General features: G+C 36.8%; 20 protein-coding genes and 2 pseudogenes. 17 read left to right on the top strand and 5 right to left on the bottom strand.

What is annotated here, in order from left to right:
* Positions 1 to 7 precede the first annotated feature (7 nt).
* Positions 8 to 187, top strand: a complete 180-nt coding sequence (locus tag BQ6100_RS06015; RefSeq protein WP_075980803.1) for a hypothetical protein — start codon at positions 8 to 10, stop codon at positions 185 to 187.
* Between the two features lie 74 nt (positions 188 to 261).
* On the opposite strand, the gene BQ6100_RS06010 is transcribed toward BQ6100_RS06015, so the two are convergent.
* Together BQ6100_RS06010 and BQ6100_RS06005 are read right to left on the bottom strand one after the other, a co-directional pair.
* A complete protein-coding gene (locus tag BQ6100_RS06010; protein WP_075980802.1) occupies positions 262 to 627 on the bottom strand; it encodes a hypothetical protein in 366 nt (121 codons plus the stop codon).
* Positions 628 to 657: 30 nt separating this feature from the next.
* The gene (locus tag BQ6100_RS06005) at positions 658 to 1,578 is read right to left on the bottom strand and encodes a hypothetical protein (RefSeq protein ID WP_075980801.1); all 921 of its coding nucleotides are present in this window, start codon (positions 1,576 to 1,578) and stop codon (positions 658 to 660) included.
* 246 nt (positions 1,579 to 1,824) lie between these two features.
* Here BQ6100_RS06005 and BQ6100_RS21820 point away from each other — a divergent pair, with 246 nt between their 5' ends.
* The 5 genes from BQ6100_RS21820 (at position 1,825) to BQ6100_RS05985 (ending at position 5,261) form a co-directional block, all read left to right on the top strand.
* Positions 1,825 to 1,950: a hypothetical protein gene (locus BQ6100_RS21820; protein ID WP_261798572.1), complete on the top strand. Its 126-nt coding sequence runs from the start codon at positions 1,825 to 1,827 to the stop codon at positions 1,948 to 1,950.
* A 340-nt stretch (positions 1,951 to 2,290) separates the two neighbouring features.
* Complete coding sequence (locus BQ6100_RS06000; protein ID WP_075980800.1) at positions 2,291 to 2,788, top strand: hypothetical protein; 498 nt, start codon at positions 2,291 to 2,293, stop codon at positions 2,786 to 2,788.
* 47 nt (positions 2,789 to 2,835) lie between these two features.
* The gene (locus BQ6100_RS05995; protein ID WP_075980799.1) at positions 2,836 to 3,042 is read left to right on the top strand and encodes a SoxR reducing system RseC family protein; all 207 of its coding nucleotides are present in this window, start codon (positions 2,836 to 2,838) and stop codon (positions 3,040 to 3,042) included.
* 759 nt (positions 3,043 to 3,801) lie between these two features.
* Positions 3,802 to 4,224 (top strand): VOC family protein, encoded by a 423-nt coding sequence (locus BQ6100_RS05990; protein ID WP_075980798.1) that lies wholly within the window; start codon positions 3,802 to 3,804, stop codon positions 4,222 to 4,224.
* A gap of 188 nt (positions 4,225 to 4,412) precedes the next feature.
* Positions 4,413 to 5,261, top strand: a complete 849-nt coding sequence (locus tag BQ6100_RS05985; protein WP_075980797.1) for a sialate O-acetylesterase — start codon at positions 4,413 to 4,415, stop codon at positions 5,259 to 5,261.
* Positions 5,262 to 5,820: 559 nt separating this feature from the next.
* On the opposite strand, the gene BQ6100_RS05980 is transcribed toward BQ6100_RS05985, so the two are convergent.
* On the bottom strand, positions 5,821 to 6,945 hold the full coding sequence (locus tag BQ6100_RS05980) for an NADH:flavin oxidoreductase (protein ID WP_075980796.1): 1,125 nt from the start codon (positions 6,943 to 6,945) through the stop codon (positions 5,821 to 5,823).
* Positions 6,946 to 7,178: 233 nt separating this feature from the next.
* Positions 7,179 to 7,901 (bottom strand): deoxyribose-phosphate aldolase, encoded by a 723-nt coding sequence (deoC, locus tag BQ6100_RS05975; protein ID WP_075980795.1) that lies wholly within the window; start codon positions 7,899 to 7,901, stop codon positions 7,179 to 7,181.
* Between the two features lie 328 nt (positions 7,902 to 8,229).
* Between deoC and BQ6100_RS05970 the strand changes: the two genes are divergently transcribed.
* The 10 genes and pseudogenes from BQ6100_RS05970 (at position 8,230) to BQ6100_RS05920 (ending at position 18,614) form a co-directional block, all read left to right on the top strand.
* Positions 8,230 to 9,081: a MurR/RpiR family transcriptional regulator gene (locus BQ6100_RS05970; RefSeq protein WP_075980794.1), complete on the top strand. Its 852-nt coding sequence runs from the start codon at positions 8,230 to 8,232 to the stop codon at positions 9,079 to 9,081.
* 607 nt (positions 9,082 to 9,688) lie between these two features.
* A pseudogene (locus BQ6100_RS21675) lies at positions 9,689 to 9,987 on the top strand (DDE-type integrase/transposase/recombinase); the annotation flags it as partial.
* Positions 9,988 to 10,113: 126 nt separating this feature from the next.
* Positions 10,114 to 10,359, top strand: coding sequence for a hypothetical protein (locus tag BQ6100_RS05955; protein WP_075980792.1), 246 nt, complete (start codon positions 10,114 to 10,116; stop codon positions 10,357 to 10,359).
* Between the two features lie 134 nt (positions 10,360 to 10,493).
* Positions 10,494 to 11,084: a hypothetical protein gene (locus BQ6100_RS05950; RefSeq protein ID WP_075980791.1), complete on the top strand. Its 591-nt coding sequence runs from the start codon at positions 10,494 to 10,496 to the stop codon at positions 11,082 to 11,084.
* A gap of 59 nt (positions 11,085 to 11,143) precedes the next feature.
* Positions 11,144 to 11,377, top strand: a pseudogene (locus BQ6100_RS05945) (lipid II flippase family protein); the annotation flags it as partial.
* A gap of 437 nt (positions 11,378 to 11,814) precedes the next feature.
* A complete protein-coding gene (locus BQ6100_RS05940; protein ID WP_075980789.1) occupies positions 11,815 to 13,779 on the top strand; it encodes an oxidoreductase in 1,965 nt (654 codons plus the stop codon).
* 427 nt (positions 13,780 to 14,206) lie between these two features.
* Positions 14,207 to 14,914 (top strand): response regulator transcription factor, encoded by a 708-nt coding sequence (locus tag BQ6100_RS05935; RefSeq protein ID WP_075980788.1) that lies wholly within the window; start codon positions 14,207 to 14,209, stop codon positions 14,912 to 14,914.
* Positions 14,911 to 15,912, top strand: a complete 1,002-nt coding sequence (locus tag BQ6100_RS05930; protein ID WP_075980787.1) for a sensor histidine kinase — start codon at positions 14,911 to 14,913, stop codon at positions 15,910 to 15,912. Before BQ6100_RS05935 ends, BQ6100_RS05930 begins: the two co-directional genes overlap by 4 nt.
* Before the next feature lie 91 nt (positions 15,913 to 16,003).
* Entirely contained in the window at positions 16,004 to 16,768 is a 765-nt protein-coding gene (locus BQ6100_RS05925) for an ABC transporter ATP-binding protein (RefSeq protein WP_075980786.1), read from the top strand.
* Positions 16,743 to 18,614 carry an ABC transporter permease gene (locus BQ6100_RS05920; protein ID WP_075980785.1) on the top strand — a complete coding sequence of 624 codons (1,872 nt, stop codon included), beginning with the start codon at positions 16,743 to 16,745 and terminating at the stop codon, positions 18,612 to 18,614. The genes BQ6100_RS05925 and BQ6100_RS05920 overlap by 26 nt, the downstream gene beginning before the upstream one ends.
* Positions 18,615 to 18,898: 284 nt before the next feature.
* Here the strand turns inward: BQ6100_RS05920 and BQ6100_RS05915 are convergent, their stop codons facing one another.
* Positions 18,899 to 20,491, bottom strand: a complete 1,593-nt coding sequence (locus BQ6100_RS05915; protein ID WP_173719893.1) for a multicopper oxidase family protein — start codon at positions 20,489 to 20,491, stop codon at positions 18,899 to 18,901.
* 207 nt (positions 20,492 to 20,698) lie between these two features.
* Between BQ6100_RS05915 and BQ6100_RS05910 the strand changes: the two genes are divergently transcribed.
* Positions 20,699 to 21,325, top strand: a complete 627-nt coding sequence (locus tag BQ6100_RS05910) for a GNAT family N-acetyltransferase (protein WP_075980784.1) — start codon at positions 20,699 to 20,701, stop codon at positions 21,323 to 21,325.
* The last annotated feature ends 133 nt before the right edge of the window (positions 21,326 to 21,458 follow it).

Raw genomic sequence — 21,458 nt, 5'->3', positions numbered from 1 at the left:
AGGAATCATGGCACAAAGTAAACACTCTATTTCCGACTATTGGAGAAATAAAATTAGTCAAGAAGAGGAAATGGGCCTGACGAAAAACGAATTTCTAGAGCTAGCCTCAGATGACATCTATCAAAATAATTTCTTGAAGAGAAAAGTCACAGGCATTTTAACAAATCGATTGAATGTTGCATTTTAGTCTATAAAATGTGGTTAACATAAACATGCTGCACTCTCTATATGAAAGGGATGCAGCATGTTTAGCTTTGTTTATCAATGTCCTCTAGTAATTACTTCATTGATTTGTTCTTCCGATTTTCCTTTTGCTCGTAATTCTTGTTTTAAATCCTCGATAACTTTCCAGTTGCCGCCTTCTTGTTCATATTTAACTAGACAAGTTTCAAAGAAATGGATTAAAAATAATTGCGTTTCCTTTGATTGTTCGGCCAAGTATTTGTCAAACCACGATAGAATCGTATTTAAGTTGGAAAAATTTCGCGGTGCGATTAAGTAATGACTTAACCGTTCAATGATTGCTACCGCTGAGTTATTTGGAATCATGACTACTTTCAGGTGTTGGCGAACAATACGATTCAGTTTGCATCTTTTGCGATATTCGAGATTCGTTTCTAATGGCATTCTTCATCCATCCTTTTTATAAATACAGTATCAAAAATGATAGTCTAGATTAATCCACTCAGGGTAATCGATTTCGTGATAGCGGCATGATCTTTTAATCTTTCGGATATAGAAATGCCAGTTCGATTTTCTTAATGGCTCTTGAAGTTCAATCCTTTCATCCATTAGTTGAATTTCTTTTTGAAGCTCTTCTTTTGAAAAGAACCCGGGATAGTAGGACTGTTCACAAGAATCACAAAAAAACCATCCGTCTTGAGAATCGATATTGTTAATGACTTCAATATCAGCACATTCTCCTTCGCATCGATAAGCTTCGTCATAATAAATATCGATATCATCGTGAAAGATTTTTTCTAGCTTTTCGATGACCCTATCTAGTTCCTCTTGTGTTTCAAAGTAAAAAGCTAAACCGTCGTAAGGGTGAGTATGATCTTTTAGTAATTCATATATTTCGATTGCTTCGATTTGATAAAGATACTTGGCAAAAGCTTCCCAATCCTCGATGTTTTCAATGGGATTGAAGTGAAGCGACAAATAAAAAGATATCTCACGTTGTGGCCTCCAACACAAGATCTTTTTTTGCAGATCTTGAAATTTAAGTAAATATAAATAAATCTCTCGAGCAAATACACCATCATCTCCCTCAGTAAATAAAAAGTCACTATAGGCTGTATATACTTCATCGATTTTGTCCAGAATGTCGTCCGCATGATGTTGAAGGTTATTCCATTCTGGATCTACAATTAAATCATTTTCCCAGTTTTCCAGCCAATCGAGATAATTGCTGCGAATTGATTCATAATCATCAATATAAGGATGAATGATGTCCTTACATTCATGAGACTCGTAAAAACGGTTATAACAATCATCATGACAAAATACATTCCCATACTCGTTCACTCGATATTTTTCAGCTGTTTCTTTGCCGCAGAAAAAACAAGTTTGATTCACAATCCTCTACCTCCTTGATCTATGCTCATTTTACATATACATCGGTTAATGATTTTCTGTTATGGCACGCTGAAAGAAGCTGGATTAATAGTTTTAATAAAAAATATAGGGTTTTACAATGTATAATGTGATTTTGCCGTTTAGTATGTGATTGTTGGTGCAACGGAGATATGGTTTGATAACTAGCAACAATTCCGATATATAGGCAGTCTTACAGTATAATAGAATGAGAAGGAGGGGAAAATAATGCTTAATATGAAAAGGATTTTGAAAACACTTTCAGAAAAAAGACCTATTTTCCATTCGGAGGCTGATTTTCTAGTGGTACAAGGGGACAGGTGCTCTGTCCCAATTAAAAGAGTAATCCTATAAAGGGGGATCTGTTTTCTCCATAATTCAAAATATTAAAATGGGATGATAAAGAATAGTTCGATGGTTTTATACATGGTGAAGTGATGCCAGGGTTTTTATCGAGCAGATAAAGCAGGAAGCGGGGATATTTTAAAAGATATATATATAGCTGCTTTCACTTAATGTTTTGCTAATTTTACTATAACAAAATTTTATTAAACTATTAATTTGATGACAAGGACACCTGGTATTAGATTAACACAGGTGTTTTTTTAATGAATCATAAATTGTTGCCCGTAGACTTATTGACTTGTGTAATATTAAAGTAATATACGATTTACTAAATAAAGGGTGATGAGAATTGATATTTTATCCTGTTGAACAGTTAAGAGAAGAATTTGAGGTATCGGCAAGTTTTTATCAAATCAAAGTCAATAACAAATCGTATCAATGTAGAAATCATGCTCTAATAAAACGGAAAGGGATTGACAATCATCAGCCAGATGCTGTGATTATTATGGCAAACCCAGGAAGTTGTTCTCCGAAAAATACTGATATTGAATTACCTATTATGAAACAGCACCCTTTAAATAGTCATTATGTTGATGTAAAAATCGATCCTACACAATACCAACTCATGCGACTGATGAAGATGATGAAGTGGAACATGATATCTATAATAAATTTAAGTGATCTTTGTTCCGGCAACATGAGTGATTTCAAGAAAAAGAATTTAGAAGTGGAACAAAATAAATATTATTCACACTCCATTTTTTCGAAAGATAGAATTGAAGAATTAGAGAAAATGTTAGCCTGTTTTCGTAAATATTGTGGTTTTAAAACTATTAAACATGGTTAGTTGTAATTTTATGGTAAAAAATAAATATATAAAGGAATGTGAATTTTATGGTTTGGAAAAAATACGCAATACTAACACCGCTATTTTTGCTTATTGGTATAATTTTAGCAATCTATCTCCCGTTGGGTCATAAGCATTATGCAATATTAGTGGCATTTGTATTTTGGGCAACTTACTATGCTTGGGTTTATATTGAGAAAAAGAGAATAAAAGATGACAATAAACCACCTAATTTTAAAGACATCAACAAATAAGACCTGGTGAAACATCCGGAAACATCGGAACGCATCTCGTGTTTCAAGATGGATTGGAACGGAAGAAACGTCCCCGTGTTTCGCCAGTATAATACTTATTCAATATATGGGATGAGGTACCTGTCCCTGTGTCCCTACAGTTAATGTATGTTTTTATGGTGTTGGCACTCATTTTATACGGTTTCCAACATCTTAAAGAAAAGGTATCGTTAAGAGAGTTGTCGCGTTAAACCAACTTGGGTATGTATATATTTTTATGATTACAGTTCCACTTTCATTTAAGAATAAAAATAAAGCCATGCGAATGCTCTGCAAAAATGCTTCCAAAAGTAGTGGAGAAGTTTATTGAAATAATGTACATCATGCACCTCTTTGTATGAAAGGGCAATTTAATTGAACATACAGTCGGCTTAATGTAGGTTCAATTAGGAAAAGTGAAGGAATATACCATAGTACGTTAGACGAAATAGGATTATCATATATCTTGACTAAATTTCTATAAGGAGCACAGCGATGAACTACCAAGTCATTAAAAGAAATGTACTTAAGATCATTGGTTTGAAAAAGGTTTTTTAGTGTGATGGCCAAGTTGGACACTCTATTGAGATTCAACAACTTTGGGGACAAGCCGTTCAGGATGGAACGATTATAAATTGATGTCATTGAATTCTGGTGAAATCACTGGTTTAATTGGCATGACAGTAAGTTATAGTTACGAAAGAAATTATTATACAATGTAAATTTGATAGGAGGTTTATAATGAAACCACGAGTGTCAGTTATTACATTGGGTGTAGATGACTTAGAGAGGGCATTGAAATTTTACAAGGATGGACTTGGACTACCAACAGAAGGAGTAGTTGGTCAAGAATTTGAGCATGGTGCTGTTGCATTTTTCGATTTACAATCGGGACTAAAACTCGCAATTTGGAAACGTAAAGATATAGCACATGATACATGCCTAGAGAAGACAGCGATTAGTCCAACTGAATTTACGATTGGTCATAATGTTGGGAATAAAGAAGAGGTCGATATGGTAATGGAACAGGCAATAAATGCTGGGGCAATTATGACGGTTCCTGCACACGATACCTTTTGGGGAGGATACTCCGGATACTTCCAGGACCCAGACGGCCATTTGTGGGAGGTAGTGTGGAATCCGGCTTGGGAGTTTCTTGAATAAGGTTATTCAGAACTTCATCTTTAATGAAGAGTTGCTTTAACACTACAATGAGAACGTCACAATAATCTTTTTTTGACAATACCGAAGCATCAAACAAAATCGACTTGACAAAAAAAATCTAATTAATCTATACTTCTAATTTTATTTATTCTAATTAGCCCTTTGTAAAAAAAGAAAGAAGGTTTTCCATGAAATCTATATTATTAATCGGACAATCGAATATGGCAGGCAGAGGATTTATTGAGGATGTAACTCCCATTTATAATGAGCATATTAATATGTTGCGAAATGGTAGATGGCAAATGATGGCAGAGCCAATTAATTTTGATCGTCATGTATCTGGTGTTGGGCCGGCAGCCTCTTTTGCTCAGGCTTGGACAGAGGATCATCCGGGTGAGTCCATTGGGCTTATACCATGTGCCGAGGGAGGAAGCTCTATTGATGATTGGGCAATTGACGGACTATTAACCAGACATGCGATTTCTGAAGCAAAATTTGCTATGGAAACAAGTGAATTAGTGGGAATTCTGTGGCATCAAGGAGAAAGCGACAGCTACGGAGAACGTTATAAGACCTATGAGGATAAATTACTTTCATTATTAAAATACTTCAGAGAAGAATTGAATGCACCAAAGATCCCGATTATTATTGGTGAGTTGGGGCATTACCTTGGAAAGGTCGGGTTTGGAAAAAGCGCTGTAGAATATAAGCAGATAAACCAGATATTATCCAAAGTTGCCACCACAGAAAAAAATTGCTATTTTGTAACATCCAAAGGCTTAACTGCCAATCCAGATGGCATACATATGGATGCTATATCCCAAAGGAAATTTGGATTAAGATACTATGAAGCTTTTTCAAAACAAAAGCATGTTTTAGATATTTTGGACACAGAGGATGAATGGATGGAAAAGGTATCAAAACGTGAACTAACTAAAAATGAACGTATATTTGTTCAAAGCACTATGTTTGCTTTGGGCCAATTGAGTTTTGGGGAGTTTACTATTAATATCTCCAATATTAATGAAGGTAAGTAAAGAAAAATTGTTCAAAAATCGGGCGCGATTATTGAAGGACTTTTATTGAAAAATAATTGGAGTACACTACCACATCAATGTTTTTGGAATCATCACTCAAGCCACGTTGAAACGGTGCTTCTGCTAGAGAAAAATAGGAAGGAAAGCTCCTGGAAAGGTGTGCTGATGTTTCCAAGGGCATTTTTATTTCTAGGCCTGGAGGTTTTTTATGAACTATATTAGTTTTTTCATATAAAGGTAATTATCAATAAATAACGGTAATTTATCTTTGTAACATATATCCATCATTGGATTATATAAATGATGGATATATGAAGAAAAATTATGTAATAGCAAGTCCCTATGATACTGGGGAACGGATTGATAGGATTTTTTTATACTTCTGACGACGCTTAATTTTCAGAAAGTCATAAATAATAATATGGACTATTTCAGTGGTCGCGAAACGTCCCGATATGTTTCCGAAACATTCATAGAAAATCGTGAAAATGGATAATTTTACCACGAAAAGAATGTTACTTATTCATCTCTTGTTCAGGAATTTTCCCATTCAATGTGATTAAATCAAGTATTTCTCGGATTCCTTAGTATAATGCACTACTTGATCAAGTTCACCATTTTTAAGTTTTACTGCCCATTCTGCATCAGCTAAAAGCGCACGGCCCACTGCTACATAGTCAAATTCGCCTGCATTGATTTTTTCATCTATAATTTTGAGATTGTCTATGATTGTTACATGATCATTATCCTTATTGCTTAGATAGGCACGATTGATCCCTACGGAACCGACCGCAATCGTTGGCTTTTTCGTAATTCGTTTCGTCCAGCCGGCTAAGGTTAAGGATGGATCTTCATCTTTAAATTCAGGTTCCCATATTCGTCTTGTCGAGCAGTGGAAAATATCTACTCCAGCTTCAACCAAGGGGAGAAGGAATTGCTCGAGCTCCTTAGAATTCTTAGCTAATTTTGCTTGATAATCGGTTCCTTTCCATTGTGAATAACGGATGACAATTGGGAAATCGGGCCCGACTTCTTTCCTGCAAGCACCGACAATATCTGCCGCGAATTTTGTTCGCTCTCCTATATCCCCACCATACTCATCGTTACGCTTGTTCGTTAATTCCCAAAAGAATTGGTCAATTAAGTATCCATGCGCGCCATGCAATTCAATTCCGTCAAAGCCGAGACGCTTAGCATTTGAGGCTGCTTCGGCGTATGTATCAATCATTTTTGCGACTTCTTCCCTTGTTAACGATTTTATCTTCTCATTTCTCTTGCCTTTTAAAGTGATTCCTGACGGGCTCACAGGAGGTGCGTCAATATTTGGTTCACTGCCTGCTTTACGTGCGGCGCCAACATGCCATAATTGTGGAATGATTTTGCCACCTGCTTCGTGGACTTCATTAACTACATTTGCCCAGCCGCTTAATGCGTCATCACCATAAAAACGGGGAATGTCGGGGCTCATTACTGCAGCTGGGTGGTTGATTGCTGTTCCTTCCGTGATGATAAGTCCAATCCCATTCTCTGCACGTTTGCGGTAATATTTTGCCACGTTTTCTCCTGGGACTCCGTTCGGCGAAAACATTCTTGTCATCGGGGCCATGACTAACCGGCTTGCTAACATTTCATTTCCAAAGGGTACAGATTGTAACAAGGTATGACCTGGGTAATTTTCCTTCAAGACTTACACTTCCTTCCAGTAAGTTGTAATATATTCCTTTTACTATACAATTTTACTATATTATACCAAGAGGTCTTATTCATTACTAATAATATAATTCAGAGAAAAGGTTGTTGGCTGATCATAAATTGTATTGTCGACGTTTGAAAAAGTCGCTTTATCAATATTGTGACAACTCCTTCTTGAAATAATTTTAAAAGAAGGGAGGGGATGTCTTTAGTAAGGATCATCGCTTATTTTACAGGATTTTCCAAACCAAGCACAACTGGAGTAGATTTATACCCAATTCCCATACGGTCGATCCCCATGTCGATTAATTGAAGGAAATGTTCACGTGTGCGAATAGCACCGCTACCTTTAATCTTGATTCTTCCTTTACATTGGTCCATCATCATTTGGATGACTTCAATGGTTGCACCCTTTGATTCATAACCTGTGATAAATCCTGTACTTGTTTTAACAAAGTCAGCTCCAGCCTCGATGGCACACTCACAGGCTTGGCGAATTTGTTCTTCATTTAATGTATCTGTTTCAAAAATAACTTTTACTGCAGTACCGTATTTATGGCAAACATCAACGACCGCTTTAATGTCGTGAGTGACATCTTTGTATTTTCCGCTGCGAATCCATCCGAAGTTTGCAACAATATCCAGCTCATAAATGTCTCCTCGTTTGCAATATTCCTCCGCTTGCATCCCTTTTGAAGCAGTTGTACTTGTGCCAAATGGAAAGTCGCAAACAACACAGATTTTTGTGTCAGTACCCTTTGTCATTTCTGCTGCGATATCAAGAGAAGAAGGGTTGATACATACAGTTGAGCAGTTGTAATCGATTCCTTCTTGAATGTATTTTCTGATTTCCTCTTCAGTGAAATCGGGTTTTAAAACAGATTGGTCAATATAACTTCCTAATTCTTTTAGGCTCATATCTTTTGCTAATTTTTTCGGCGTTTTCATAGATTTTCTCCTTTTTTTATGTCTAATTGTATTTTTGCTACAATTTTAATATAAGACTTTTAGGTTTGTTTGTTAATAGATAAATGTAATTTTCCTACAATGTTTAATTAAAAATGTAGTTTTGCGGAAATGCCGATATGATTGCTGATCATAAAGGTAGATACATCAAAGGATGGAGACGGGCTTTGGAAATAGAAATGGTAGTAGTGAAACATATCCTTGGGGATTTTTTTGCGAAAAAAGAAATTAGGTTGAGCAATTAATAAATTTGACGATATAGATTGTGTTTATTAAAATGTAGTAAAACTACATAGGGATGAAATTGGTGATGAATAACCAAACTTATACAGAAATCATTAAACTAAACTATAATTCACTCAGTAAATCAGAAAAGAAAATTGCTGATTTTGTTCTCGCTACAGGAAATAAAGTATCAGAAATGACGCTTTCAGAATTAGCCAGAGCAACAGAACTGAGTGAACCATCAGTTGTTCGTTTTACGAAGGCAATTGGATTTAAAGGCTACAGCGAATTTAAAGCACAAATATTGCGTGACTGGGGGAAAGAAAGTTCATCTGAAGGGGAGAATAAACTCGTAAATATAAATATTACTCCAGAGGACACGCTTGGTTATGTTCCAGAAAAAATAGTCAATTCAACGATTCGCGGACTGGAAGATACGCTGAAAATATTCGACCAAAAGGCATTTGAAGAGGCAATAATAGCCATCATAAACGCCAGAAGAATCGACGTATTTGGCGTAGGTACATCTGGAAGTATCGCTCTAGATTTTGTTAGTAAGCTTATCAGAATTGGGCTAGATGCTCGCTATTTCGCCGATAACCATCTGGAGCAGTTGAGCTGTGTCTCGTTAACAGAAAAAGACGTAGCCATCGCAATTTCTCACTCTGGTAGCACAATAGATGTAGTAAATACGCTTAAAATCGCAAAAGAAGCTGGGGCGAAAACGATTGCATTAACCAACTACAAAGCCTCGAAAATCTTAGAATTTGCAGATATAAAATTATTAACAGGCGACCATGAAACAACTTTCTACAGTGAAACGATGATTTCAAGGATTTCACTCTTAGCCATCGTAGACATGCTGTACACAGGGATTTTACTAAGCGACTACGAAACCTTCACTACAAGACTTCACAAAGTCAATAAACTTGTGTAGGAAGCATGGGGACGGTTCTCTGCTTCCAAATGGTGGAAGCAGAGAACCGTCCCCATGCTTCCTTTTTAAAGTTGCTCGAATGTGAGCAGCTTTTTTATATGTGGATCAGATTTGTATCAATATATCAGATTGTTGACTTTGCTATATTTCCTAATTCATGTGAGTCTCAAATACGAAAACATTTTAATGAAGGAATGAAGGAAAGAGAAATTCCCGATAGTGTAATTAAAGTATAAAAAAATGAAAAAGTATGCTCTTTGTGGTATTGTTTAATCGACCAAAACCAAACACTCCACGAAAGGCATACTTTTTCATATGTTCATAATATCACGTACTGCAACAAAAATACATCTTCATATTTTCCCTTTTCCAAGTCGGGCCGTATTGTCAAGATTTTTATAAGAAATAGGCTACAAATTGCCTTGATAGAGGGCTATATGAGCAAAAAAATTGCCACCCCCTAAAATTTAAGGAAATAGAGGTTACCACACACCCAACAACCTTAGAAAAGGAAGTGACAATTTGTACCCTCAAATTATAACCTATTTGTTAACTTTTATGAACTATCAAGAACAAATGATTCGAACATTACTTACCTTATTAATCAGAAGACTTAACATTCCTAGTAGATGGGAATCCATTCTGTCTTCTGGCTCAACACGATATTAAATTTTACGTGAAGCAGGTAATAGTACTAACCAATGAAGAACCTGTTTCAACGGAATACAGACCTTTAAAACAGATCGTTGAAAGGCTCAATCGCACATTTAAAGGCAATTATCGTTCGACCCATGGGTTTGGATCAGAACAAGGTAAAGTATCCTTTGTGACGTTGTTTTGGCCTACTTTAATTTTCTTCGCCCACACACCTCACTAGAAGGAAAGGTACCTGTTGTGAACCCGGAATCGGGAGCTATCCATGAACAAGGATAAGCATTCACTTAAGGGCAATTTTGAAGTAAAAAGATTTAATATTTAATGTTATATTTGGTATTATAAAGAAACAAGTAATTTATTATTAAGGGGGCATTTATGGTATATATAATAATTTTATTTGCAATTTTAATTTTATCACTGTGGAAAATAATTGATCATCTTCGTAAAGGTACAGGGCTTGATGTTTTACCATATTTATTAATATTTGTAGGGTTTGGGACAATTTTGGTTAGTTTTTCTGTGCCAGGTGGTTTTGAGGGAATGGCAATAGGTGGAATGGGATTAATTGTAGGTTTTATAGGTATAATTTGGTTGTTAATATATATATTTGTGAAAAAATGATTGCTAAAAATTGATGTTTTCCCTCAATTTAACTCCCGCATTTGGTGCGTTGAATTAAAAGGGTTTTAACGCCTTTTTGTTGAACTTATTGATGAAACGGGACATAAGAGTCTAAATAAAGTAAGGGGAATTTTATGAATAATAAGATGAAAAGCAGTAGTTGGTGGATAAAGAGATTTGTTGTATTCATTGTCATTTTTGTTTCTATAATGACTTGGCTATATCCTTACTCCACTTTCAGTGTTTATAAAAGTTATTCCTTTAAACCCTACAAGATTCTATTTAATGATAAAAGCTATAAAGAAATCGTAAATGAATTTAAAGCTTCCTATGAAAAAGATTTAAAAGATAATTCAGATAACAAAAATATAAATCTAACAATAAATCGAACACAATATATTCTACCGATTTTTGAACAAGATTGGTTAATTAATAAAGATTCTGTATCGTTTAATTCTATGAAATTAGATTCTATGATTTTTGAGGTGCAAGAAGTAAGAGAAATTTTACTGAAACTAATTGTTCAGGTAGAGTATACAAGTGAACAAAGAGGATATTTAGTTGATATAATAAGAAACTTATTATCATTGGAAGAGAATATTGCTGAATTAAAAAATAATAAGTACATTACTAGGAGTGGACTTAAAAATCAATTTAGTAATATTTATGTAGAGTATACAAACAACTTTAGATATTTTGTGACCTTTTATGAGAGAAGCCACTAATTAAAAGCGTTCTTCAAATAATGGGGGCTATTGTTTAACTCTCCTATCAACGCGGTTCAGTAATTGAACTATTTGTTAATCATTTCAATCGACATGCCATTAGAATGATAATAATGTGTTTTAGGCTCCCTCAAGTTACATATCTTAAGGGAATTACTTTAAAAACAATTCCAAAGCGACTCTTTGTAATTATAATTATCATTTCTCTTGTATTTATTATCGGGATACTATCTTCAATTTATGCATCAAAGATACTACCTGAAGATTATGACCAGGCGGCATTAATGTCATAGTGGGGAGGGGGAGAATGTATCCAAAATCAAACGAAATCTCTATAGATGAGAATCCTGGGCATATTAAATTAGTAAAAAAATAAAATTCTAGAGAGAGATAAAAGTTTGAAATCCCATAGAGATGGGGGCCGCGACTTCATTCTTCTCCGGCAATCGAAAATTTTGCATTTGGAACTCCAAACAAGAAAACAGCAAAGGCACAACGAGCAATAATACGCTAGTTGTGCCTTTTTGAGTGCAAAACTTCCGATTGTCCGCTTAAAAGAGCCGTCCCCATGCTTACGGCTGTGCCACTTTGGAAGCAAAGAACCGTCCCCATGCTTCCAAAAAAAGTCGAAAATTCATGCTAATTGCTTTAAAATAGATGTGTGATATATTTTTTTGCTATCACTTGTGAAATTATTCACAAGACTATACATATAATGTGAGGGCTCGATATGAATAATCAAAACATTTTCAAGGAAGGTAAAATTGGTGATTTAACTTTAAAAAACAGGATTGTTATGCCCCCAATGGGAACGAATTTGGCTGGTGTGGAAGGTGAGGTCACAGATCACCTTATTGCCTATTATGAAGAAAGGGCAAAGGGGGGAACGGGGTTAATTATTATTGAATTTACCTGTATCGATTATGAATACGGGAAAGGATTTGTTAGGCAATTGCGGTTTGACGATGATCGATTTATCCCTGGAATCCAACGTTTAGCTAATTCGATACATAAATATGGGGCGAAGGTTTTTATACAAATCCATCACGCTGGAAGGCAGTCAAATTCCGCATTTTTAAATGGGAAGCAAATCGTTGCTCCGAGTAACGTTGCCTGTGCTGCAGTAGGTGAAGAACCTCGGGAATTAACGACAGCAGAAGTAAAAGAATTGGTAAATAAATTTGTTCAGGCTGCTGAAAGATGCAAGCGGGCTGGGATTGATGGTGTTGAAGTTCATGGTGCCCATGGCTATTTAATTAACCAGTTTTTAAGCCCAGAAGCAAATATACGTACGGATGAATACGGAGGAAGCTTTAGGAATCGAATGAGATTTCTTGAGGAAATTATTCTTGGCATTCGTGAAAAATGTGGCGAGGATTACCCTGTTACCGTTCGTCTTAGTGTGGAGGAATTTATTGAAGGGGGCATTGATTTAGAACTAGGCAAAGAAATTTGCCGTTACGTGGAAAAACTAGGAGTCGATGGACTGCATATCAGTTGTGGAACCTATGACTCTAGCGACAAAATTATAGAATCTCCTTTGTATGAACAAGGTTGGAGAGTGTACTTGGCAGAAGAGATAAAAAAAGTAGTCAATATCCCATTGATCACGGTCGGGTCTATCCGTGAACCGCAATTTGTGGAAAATATCTTATCTGAAGGTAGAGCAGACTTTGTTGCCATTGGAAGGGGTCTAATCGCAGATCCTGAGTGGGTTCATAAAACAAAGGAAGGTCGCGAGGATCAAATTAGAAAATGTATTAACTGTCTCCATTGTATCCATTCAGTTAATAAAAACTTACATGTCCGGTGTTCCATCAATGCCAGAGCAGGCCGGGAACTGGAATTTAAGGAACTAAAGTGTCTTCCTTCTGCTGAAAGACGCCATGTTGTGGTTGTTGGCGGTGGACCAGGTGGAATCGAGGCCGCGCGAATTTTAAGACTAAAAGGGTATGAGGTTACTCTTTTTGAAAAGGATGATAAACTTGGTGGCCAATTGAACCTTGTCGATGATCCAACTTATAAAAAGAAAATGGCATGGCATCTTCATTACCTCAAAAATGAAATGGAACGTTTAAATGTAGACGTCCGATTGAATACTGAGGCAACTGTACCAGGAATTATCAATCTCAATCCTTATGCTGTTTTATTAGCAACAGGCGGAAGACCAAGACTTCCAGAGGTAGAAGGCGTTGATTTGGATCATGTATACACCTATGAAGATATCAAATTAGAGAGAAAAGGATTTACGAATAATAAAGTTACTGTCGTAGGCAGTGGTATGACCTGTCATGGAATTGCACGACGTCTTGCGGAGGCCGGCAATCAAGTTACATATTTAGAAATTCCTACGAAAGCAAGCAGAAAAATTGGTGAAGATACTAGATTAAGACTTCTTAATAAGCTGAAAAAAATAAATGTGGAAATTGTTACGGGACATCAATTAGTGGAAATCCTTCCGGAGAGGGTTGTTATAGAGGACTCTTTATCTGGGAAACAATCAGTCATTGACTCAGAATATGTAATAATTGCGATGGGTATTATGGCGTATAACCCACTAGAAGAAGTATTAAAAGAAGAAATGGATAATGTGTTTGTGCTGGGAGATGCTCTAGGCTATGGTTCTCTTGGCGAGGCTACTAGAGAGGGATTCGAAAAGGCCTATGTTCTTGAATCCATTGTTACAAATAGATAGAAGAAAAGGCGTTACAAATCTTTTGATTAGACATCTCATTTGAATTCTGTCTTACCAATTAGATTATGGAAGTAGGCTCATGTTCTTGTGTGATAAGGACTTGAGCCTGTTTTCCGTTTGGTTCATTTTTTCAAGTAGAGTTTTTGGTTTCTCTACGCTCTGACCAATTTTTGGCCAATTGGGAGCAGATGATCCTTTCCCAAGGTATTTTTAGAAGCAGAGAATTGCCATTGCAATTTCTGCGGGTTTCTTATGTGCTTCCGTTTCGGAAGCAGGGAACCGTCCCCGCGAATCTTCTCGGAAGCAGGGAACCGTCCCCACGCTTCCTGCAGATTTGGAAGCAGGGAACCGTCCCCATGCTTCGAAAGTTTTTGCTTTTTGAATATTATATGATATGGGATAATTGACAGGGAAAGGAGTGGTTTTTATGCAAGGGATTTTGATTATTGAGGATGATCCTAAAATTGCTGAGCATTTGCAATTATACATAAATAAATATGGATATGATTCGTATGTTGTAACTGATTTCGACCAAGTTATGAATGATTTTCAAGAACAAAAGCCAGATCTTGTTTTATTAGATATTAATCTACCTAGCTTTGATGGCTATTATTGGTGCCGTCAAATACGTAAGCAATCGATTTGTCCAGTGATTTTCATCTCGGCGCGGGTTGGGGAGATGGATCAGATCATGGCATTGGAAAATGGGGGCGACGATTTTATTACCAAACCCTTTCATCCGGAAATTGTCATTGCGAAAATTCGCAGTCAGCTTCGCCGAGCCTATGGAGAATACGCTTCTAAGCTTGAGGAGCGTGTGTTGGAGATCGAAGGGTTAAAGCTACTTCCCGAGAGGCTGGAATTAATTTTTAAAGAGGAAACAGTTACCCTTACCAAAAAAGAAGCAGATTTGATTGAAAGTTTAATAGAAAGATATCCTCGAGTAGCGGGTCGAGAGGATTTACTTGAAAAATTATGGGATGACCAAATGTATGTGGATGAAAACACATTGAATGTAAACATTACGCGGATCCGTAAAAAATTTGAGGCTGTTGGTATTCAAGGAGCAGTCGAGACCATAAGAGGTGTAGGGTATCGACTGAATATTTCCTGGATAAGGGTTGAAAACCAATGAAATTATTTCTAAAGGAGCACACTTTTCTAGTTTTTGTGCAAATCATACAATTCTTTGTGATTCTGGCAATTTATTTTCTTGATGGGTATCATCATTTATTACCTGCCCTTTACTCGGTGTTCCTCGGGATTTTTTTCCTCGGGGGATATTTAATTATTCATTATTATAATCGTCGTCATTTTTACAAAAGGCTTAGCAGCGACCTGGAGTCTTTGGATCAATCCCTACAAAAAACAGAACAAACCCCCATTTCTGAAGCACTTGATCAATTATTAAAGAATCAATATAAGCTATTTCAGGGACAAATAAAAAAATTAGAATCGAGCAAAGAAGAGCATTTGAAGTTTATGGATCAATGGGTCCATCAAATGAAAACGCCATTATCAGTTGTTGAGCTCATTGCCCAAAACCTGGATGAGCCAGATTCATCGAGTATTCGAGAGGAAACCGACCGTATCAAGACTGGCTTGAATACCATTCTTTATATGGCAAGATTGCGGACGATTGAACAGGATTTTCATATCAAACCGGTAGAACTTTTAAGGCTTGTTAATGAAGTGAATCATGAAAATAAACGCCTCTATATTAGAAATCAAGTGTATCCAAATTTTTCGCAGGAAAGGGAAGGGATTACGGTCGAAACAGATGAAAAATGGTTGTTCTTCATGCTTTCCCAGCTTATTAATAATGCAGTTAAGTATTCAAAGGGAAAAAGCAGAACCATCTTTCTATCGATTTATGAAAGAGGTGGAGAAGCCGTATTAGAGGTTAAGGATGAGGGTGTAGGAATCCCTGAAACGGACAAGCGCCGGGTGTTCGACCCCTTTTATACAGGAGAAAATGGTCGGAAATTTAGAGAATCGACTGGAATGGGTCTTTATTTAGCAAGGGAGGCCGCTGAGCAGCTTGGCCACCGAATCGAACTCGATTCAAGGGAAGGGGAAGGCTCCACTTTTAGAATCATTTTTTCTGTGGCCCAAAACCTTACATGCGTGTAAGGAAAGTGAAAGATAAATCGATTTTTATAAATAGAAATAGCGGCTATACTAGTCACAAGTTAAGAAAATGGTAGAGAGAGGGGAACTTGTGATGCTGAATGTAAAACAGGTAAGTAAAATTTACGAAGGAAACATTGCGTATCGTGCATTAACAGATATTGATTTAGTGATAGATGAAGGTGAATTTGTCGGCATAATGGGGCCGTCCGGAAGTGGGAAAACCACCCTATTAAATTTGATTGCAACCATTGATGAGCCAACGACCGGAGAAATCTTAATTAATGGGAATAATCCTCATCAATTAAAAAAGGATGCCTTGGCCAAATTTAGACGTCGTGAGCTTGGCTTTGTCTTTCAAGACTTTAATTTGCTACATACATTAACGGTTGAAGAGAATATCGTTCTTCCATTAACTCTAGATGGGAAAAAAGTGAAGGAAATGAAGCGGAAAGCCAATGAAATTGCTGAAAAGCTAGGGATTAGCGAAATTATGAAAAAACGCACCTACGAAATTTCGGGAGGACAAGCACAAAGAGCCGCAGTAGCAAGAGCGATGATTCATGGACCGAAGCTATTATTGGCAGATGAACCGACAGGAAATCTTGATTCAAAGTCATCAAAAGATGTGATGGAAATGCTTGAGGCAATTAATAAGAAAGAACGAACAACGATGATGCTTGTGACTCATGATGCCCAGGCTGCCAGCTATTGTAATCGGGTCGTATTTATCCGTGATGGAAAGTTCTATTCCGAAATCCATCGTGGCGATAATCGCCAAGCCTTTTTCCAAAGGATCATCGATACACTTTCTTTATTGGGAGGGGATGCACGTGACCTTTCGTCAATTCGCGTTTAATAATGTGATACGTAATAAAAGGTTATATGCTGCCTACTTTCTTAGCAGTTTATTTACCGTGATGGTATTCTTCACATTTTCGATTTTTGCTAATCATCCAGCATTAAACGGGGCTGGAATGAATTCAAGTGTAGCAAAAGGGATGAACATATCTGCAGGAATCATCTACGTCTTTTCTTTTTTCTTCATTCTTTATTCAATGAGTTCATTTTTACAATCGCGGAAAAAAGAATTTGGTTTGTTAATGATTCAAGGAATGTCAATGAAGCAAATTCGCTTAATGGTGTTTTTAGAAAATATGTTGATTGGTTTTTTTGCGACACTTGGAGGGATATTACTAGGCGTTGTGTTTGCGAAGGGAATTCTGCTCCTAGCAGAAAACGTGTTAATAATTGAAAGTGCCTTACCATTTTATTTTCCAACAAGGGCAATCATTTTGACCTTTGCTTCATTTATTGTCTTGTTTTTCTTTATATCCTTATTTGTGACCTATGTATTGCGAAGTAAAAGGTTGATTGAACTGATTAAAGGAAATAAAATCCCTAAGGGTGAGCCAAAGGCTAGCATATTTTTAACCTTGTTAGCAGTTTTTTTACTTGGAACCGGCTATGCAGTGGCCTTGCTTGTAAAGGGAGTTTTGGTTGTTGCCGCAATGCTTCCTGTTATTATCGTTGTCGTTATTGGCACCTATTTATTATTTACGCAATTAAGTGTTTATATCATTCGGAGATTAAAAAAGAAGGAATCAATTTTTTGGTTTAAAACGAATATGCTTCTCTTTTCCGACTTAGCGTTTCGAATGAAGGATAACGCGCGCACATTTTTTATGGTTGCCATCGTTTCGACGGTTGCATTTTCTGCCATTGGAACTTTATTTGGGTTCCAAACAGTACTTACATCAGGTCTCAAAGATGTGAATGCCCATACCTTTTCCTATAAAACTTCTGAGGAAAACACAGAAAAGCAAGACGTTGCGTTGATTAACCAAACATTAAAAGAAGAAAAGATTGAGGCAGATTATGAGCATATGGTAATGAGTTATTATGATATTGCAAACGATGAAGTCTTAATCACAAAGGAATCAGATTTTAATCGTTTTGTCTCGTTAATCGATGAAAAGAAGGTAGCGGTGAAGGATGGTCAAGTAATCGTTGTCGATTTTATAGGAACGAATTTTGGCCAGAAAACAGAACTGTTAGATAAAACCATTCAATTAGAATCAGGGGTGACATTAAAAGCTAACAAAGATGATGTTCTCTCCTCTAAAGCTCTACCTGCAACAGGCTCTTATTATATTGTGTCTGATCATGATTTTGAATTGCTTCCTAAGCCAAAAGTGAAGCAAAGCTATTATGCATGGCAAGTCACTTCTGGTAAGGATGGAATTATGACTGCAGCTGAAAAGATAATAAAACATATAGAACGCTATAAATTTACGTCTATCGATTATGAAACCTATGAAATCATGAAATTTTACGGACCAATTTTATTTGTAGGATTATTTATTGGCATTGTCTTTTTCGTATCAGCCGGTAGCTTCCTTTACTTCCGATTGTATATGGATTTAGATGAGGATAAGCAAAAATTCAAGGCGATTTCGAAAATGGGGCTAACAGTGAAAGAATTAAAGAAGGTATTAAACAGACAAACCGCCATTCTCTTTTTCGCACCAATAATAGTCGCTCTCGTCCATGGAGCTGTTGCGTTAACGGCATTATCCCATATGTTTTCCTTTAACCTCTTTAAGGAATCGGTAATGGTATTAGGTGTGTTTTTAATCATTCAAATCATTTACTTCTTCATTGTTCGATTCTACTATATTAAGCAGATTCGAGCGGGTATTTAAAGGTTATGGAGAACGTAGGTTCAAGAGCTATTAAGAGCTTGAGAAACCTACGTTCTTTTTATTAGAGTGATTTGTTTTGGTGTAGGCTCAAGTTCTTTTGTAATAAGAATTTGGGCCTACTTTCGTTGGTTAGGGGTATCTGGTATTTCATTTTTGAGATCTGTACAAACGGTGATAGCTTTGTGCGAATGACTATTATTTGGAAGCAAAAGAACCGTCCCCCGTGCTTCCCCCGTGCTTCATTTGGAAGCAGAGAACCGTCCCCGTGCTTCTTCCCGTGCTTCTTAGTTTGCATGAGGTTGCTGGACTGGGTGGGCATCGTTGATTACTGTTATTGGTCTCATCATGTCGTGGTCCTCATGTTCTAAGAAGTGACAGTGCCAAATATAGTTCCCTGTGAATTCCTTCCAGTGCATGATAACCGATGTTACGTAACCTACATCTGCCTTAAAGACATCTTTCCAACCGGTTTCATAATTACGTGGTAATTCAAGGGGTCCCATTTCAAGCTTTCCTTCATTAATATATTTTTGTACATTAAATGGTCTTCGTCCAAGAATCTTGCCCTGAATTAAGTGGATATGCATTGGATGTGGGATGGGTGTCGTGTTTATGAAATTCCAGATTTCGATGCTGTCCAGTGATGGTTTTTCAGTTGCTGGTTCATGATACATCATGTTGTTTAACATTAGCATGAGTCTGCCATACGAATCATTAGAAACCGTTAAAGGCAAATCTCTTTTAATATGTGCATGTTGCTCATGGAGGTCTAAATCACGCGGTGCCATTTCTTCAGGAATGACACTTGTATCTTTTCCTATTAGTGGAAGGGTTACTCGGAATTGCATAATGACACCAGTATGTTCATTTGGTGGAGCAGATTCGATGTCATCGTTCATTAATGTAATCGTCTGACCTTCTAATCCGGAAAAATCAATAATCAAATCTGTTCGTTCGGCTGGCAATAATTCAATGGCTGGAATGGGATTGGGGTCTGTCAAAAAACCACCATCCGTTCCTATTTGAATCATTGATTGATCGTTGGAAAGTCTTAAAATGTATCCTCTTCGGTTGGAAGCATTAAGTATACGGAAACGATATTTTCTAGGCTCAACGTTTAAATAGGGCCATACTTTACCGTTTACCGTAATCGTATTACCGAAAAATCCAACGGTAATAGAAGGGGTGACTGGAGCTGGTGGAAGAGGTGGTTCAGGTCCAATTGGATAGAAGAGGGAGCCGTCCTCGTTAAATGATTTATCTTGGATCATCAAAGGAATTTCATATTTTCCCTTAGGCAAATGTAATCTTTCCTCCATACTATCCCGAAGAAGGTAGTAGCCAGCGAGTCCAGCGTAAACATTTAATCTAGTTAATGCCATTGCATGATCATGGTACCATAAAGTGGTGGCAGGTTGGTGATTGGTATATTCATGGACTTCTCTTCTGAATTTTGGCCCCACATATTCATAGTTTTGCGTATACCATGCCTCAGGGTGACCATCACTTTCCCAAAAGACATTAGCCCCATGTAAATGGGTGACTGTCCGAACCTCTGGTGAATCACTGGCAACATGAAGTGTACGGTCCACAGGAAGAAAATGTTTCTTTGGCAGGTTATTAATATATTTGACATAAGTAGTTTTATCCTTTTCCGCCTCAATAGTGGGACCTGGAATAAGCCCATCATATCCCCAAATCGTTGTAAGTGGGAAATCTCGATGGAAACGGTGTTTGTCTTCTTTCATTTCCAACTCATAATAGGAATAATAAGGATAATTAGGATTTCGTGTAGGTCTAGCAACCTCAGGCTTTTCTAACCTGTCGACAAACTTAGGGATTGTTTCTGGGTCAGAAGGATTGACTTTACTAAATATACTCAAGGATATCACTTTCCCTCATAATAAATTTTGTGAAAAACCAAAAAGTGATGTTGAGCTGTGTGCTCATATTCACTTTAGAATATTCACCATAGGCATAAATGAACATGGAGAAATTCAATTTTTATAAAAATACAATGGAACACTCCACTAGAAAAAATGAGTATACTAGTCCTATATTGCTAAAATTGGGAGGGAAAAATAATGAATCGATCAGAAATAACGATAAGATTAGAGCAGGAAAGGGACTACTTTGAAGTAGAAAATCTTACGAGAGAGGCATTCTGGAATTTATACCGCCCTGGGTGCTTCGAGCATCTGGCTTTACATAATTTAAGGAAGGATGCCTGCTTCGTACCTGAGTTAGACTATGTTCTAGAGGAGAACGGTAAAATCATCGCTAATATCGTCTATGCAAAAGGGACATTAGTCTTGGATGATGGCGGAAAAAGGGATATTTTGTTGTTTGGTCCGGTAAGCGTATTACCTGAATACCAAGGCAAAGGATACGGTTCAAAATTAATAAACTTCACGCTGGATAAAGCAAAACAAATGGGATACCCAGCAGTTGTAATTACAGGAAACCCTACATATTACATCAAATTTGGCTTTGAAAGTGCCTCAAAGTATGGAATTTTTTATGAAGGGATGGCCAGATCTGAGGAGGTTCCATACTTTATGGTCAAGGTTTTTGACAGCCACGAAATCAAAACGATGAAAGGAACCTATTCCGATCCGAAATGCTATTCCATAGATGAAAAGGAACTTGAAGAGTTTGATAATGCATTTCCGTATAAAGTCAAAGAAGTTAGGCCAGGGCAGCTGCAATAGTTTTTGTAGGGAAAGGCCATGCGTTGAGTGGGACCAGTAAAATACTTATTTCAATGATATGCTTTACTAACTCAAATAAAGGGGAAAGCTGTTTAAAGAGAAATTGATTGATATTTTTGTAAAAACAATTGAC

It is taken from the genome of Bacillus massilinigeriensis (genome assembly GCF_900117315.1).
Taxonomy (GTDB): domain Bacteria; phylum Bacillota; class Bacilli; order Bacillales; family Cytobacillaceae; genus Bacillus_BE; species Bacillus_BE massilionigeriensis.
Note: the sequence above shows the minus strand (reverse complement) of the source record. Positions and strands in the feature narration are given on the sequence as shown.

Bases quoted from the DNA above. Each gene is read 5' to 3' on its own strand.
- BQ6100_RS05930 (WP_075980787.1), top strand. From the start codon at position 14,911: ATGAAATTATTTCTAAAGGAGCACACTTTTCTAGTTTTTGTGCAAATC.
- BQ6100_RS05940 (WP_075980789.1), top strand. From the start codon at position 11,815: ATGAATAATCAAAACATTTTCAAGGAAGGTAAAATTGGTGATTTAACT.
- BQ6100_RS05910 (WP_075980784.1), top strand. From the start codon at position 20,699: ATGAATCGATCAGAAATAACGATAAGATTAGAGCAGGAAAGGGACTAC.
- BQ6100_RS05955 (WP_075980792.1), top strand. From the start codon at position 10,114: ATGGTATATATAATAATTTTATTTGCAATTTTAATTTTATCACTGTGG.
- BQ6100_RS05990 (WP_075980798.1), top strand. From the start codon at position 3,802: ATGAAACCACGAGTGTCAGTTATTACATTGGGTGTAGATGACTTAGAG.
- BQ6100_RS05970 (WP_075980794.1), top strand. From the start codon at position 8,230: ATGAATAACCAAACTTATACAGAAATCATTAAACTAAACTATAATTCA.
- BQ6100_RS05935 (WP_075980788.1), top strand. From the start codon at position 14,207: ATGCAAGGGATTTTGATTATTGAGGATGATCCTAAAATTGCTGAGCAT.
- BQ6100_RS05995 (WP_075980799.1), top strand. From the start codon at position 2,836: ATGGTTTGGAAAAAATACGCAATACTAACACCGCTATTTTTGCTTATT.
- BQ6100_RS05925 (WP_075980786.1), top strand. From the start codon at position 16,004: ATGCTGAATGTAAAACAGGTAAGTAAAATTTACGAAGGAAACATTGCG.
- BQ6100_RS05950 (WP_075980791.1), top strand. From the start codon at position 10,494: ATGAATAATAAGATGAAAAGCAGTAGTTGGTGGATAAAGAGATTTGTT.
- BQ6100_RS06010 (WP_075980802.1), bottom strand. From the start codon at position 627: ATGCCATTAGAAACGAATCTCGAATATCGCAAAAGATGCAAACTGAAT.
- deoC (WP_075980795.1), bottom strand. From the start codon at position 7,901: ATGAAAACGCCGAAAAAATTAGCAAAAGATATGAGCCTAAAAGAATTA.
- BQ6100_RS06015 (WP_075980803.1), top strand. From the start codon at position 8: ATGGCACAAAGTAAACACTCTATTTCCGACTATTGGAGAAATAAAATT.
- BQ6100_RS21820 (WP_261798572.1), top strand. From the start codon at position 1,825: ATGCTTAATATGAAAAGGATTTTGAAAACACTTTCAGAAAAAAGACCT.
- BQ6100_RS05985 (WP_075980797.1), top strand. From the start codon at position 4,413: ATGAAATCTATATTATTAATCGGACAATCGAATATGGCAGGCAGAGGA.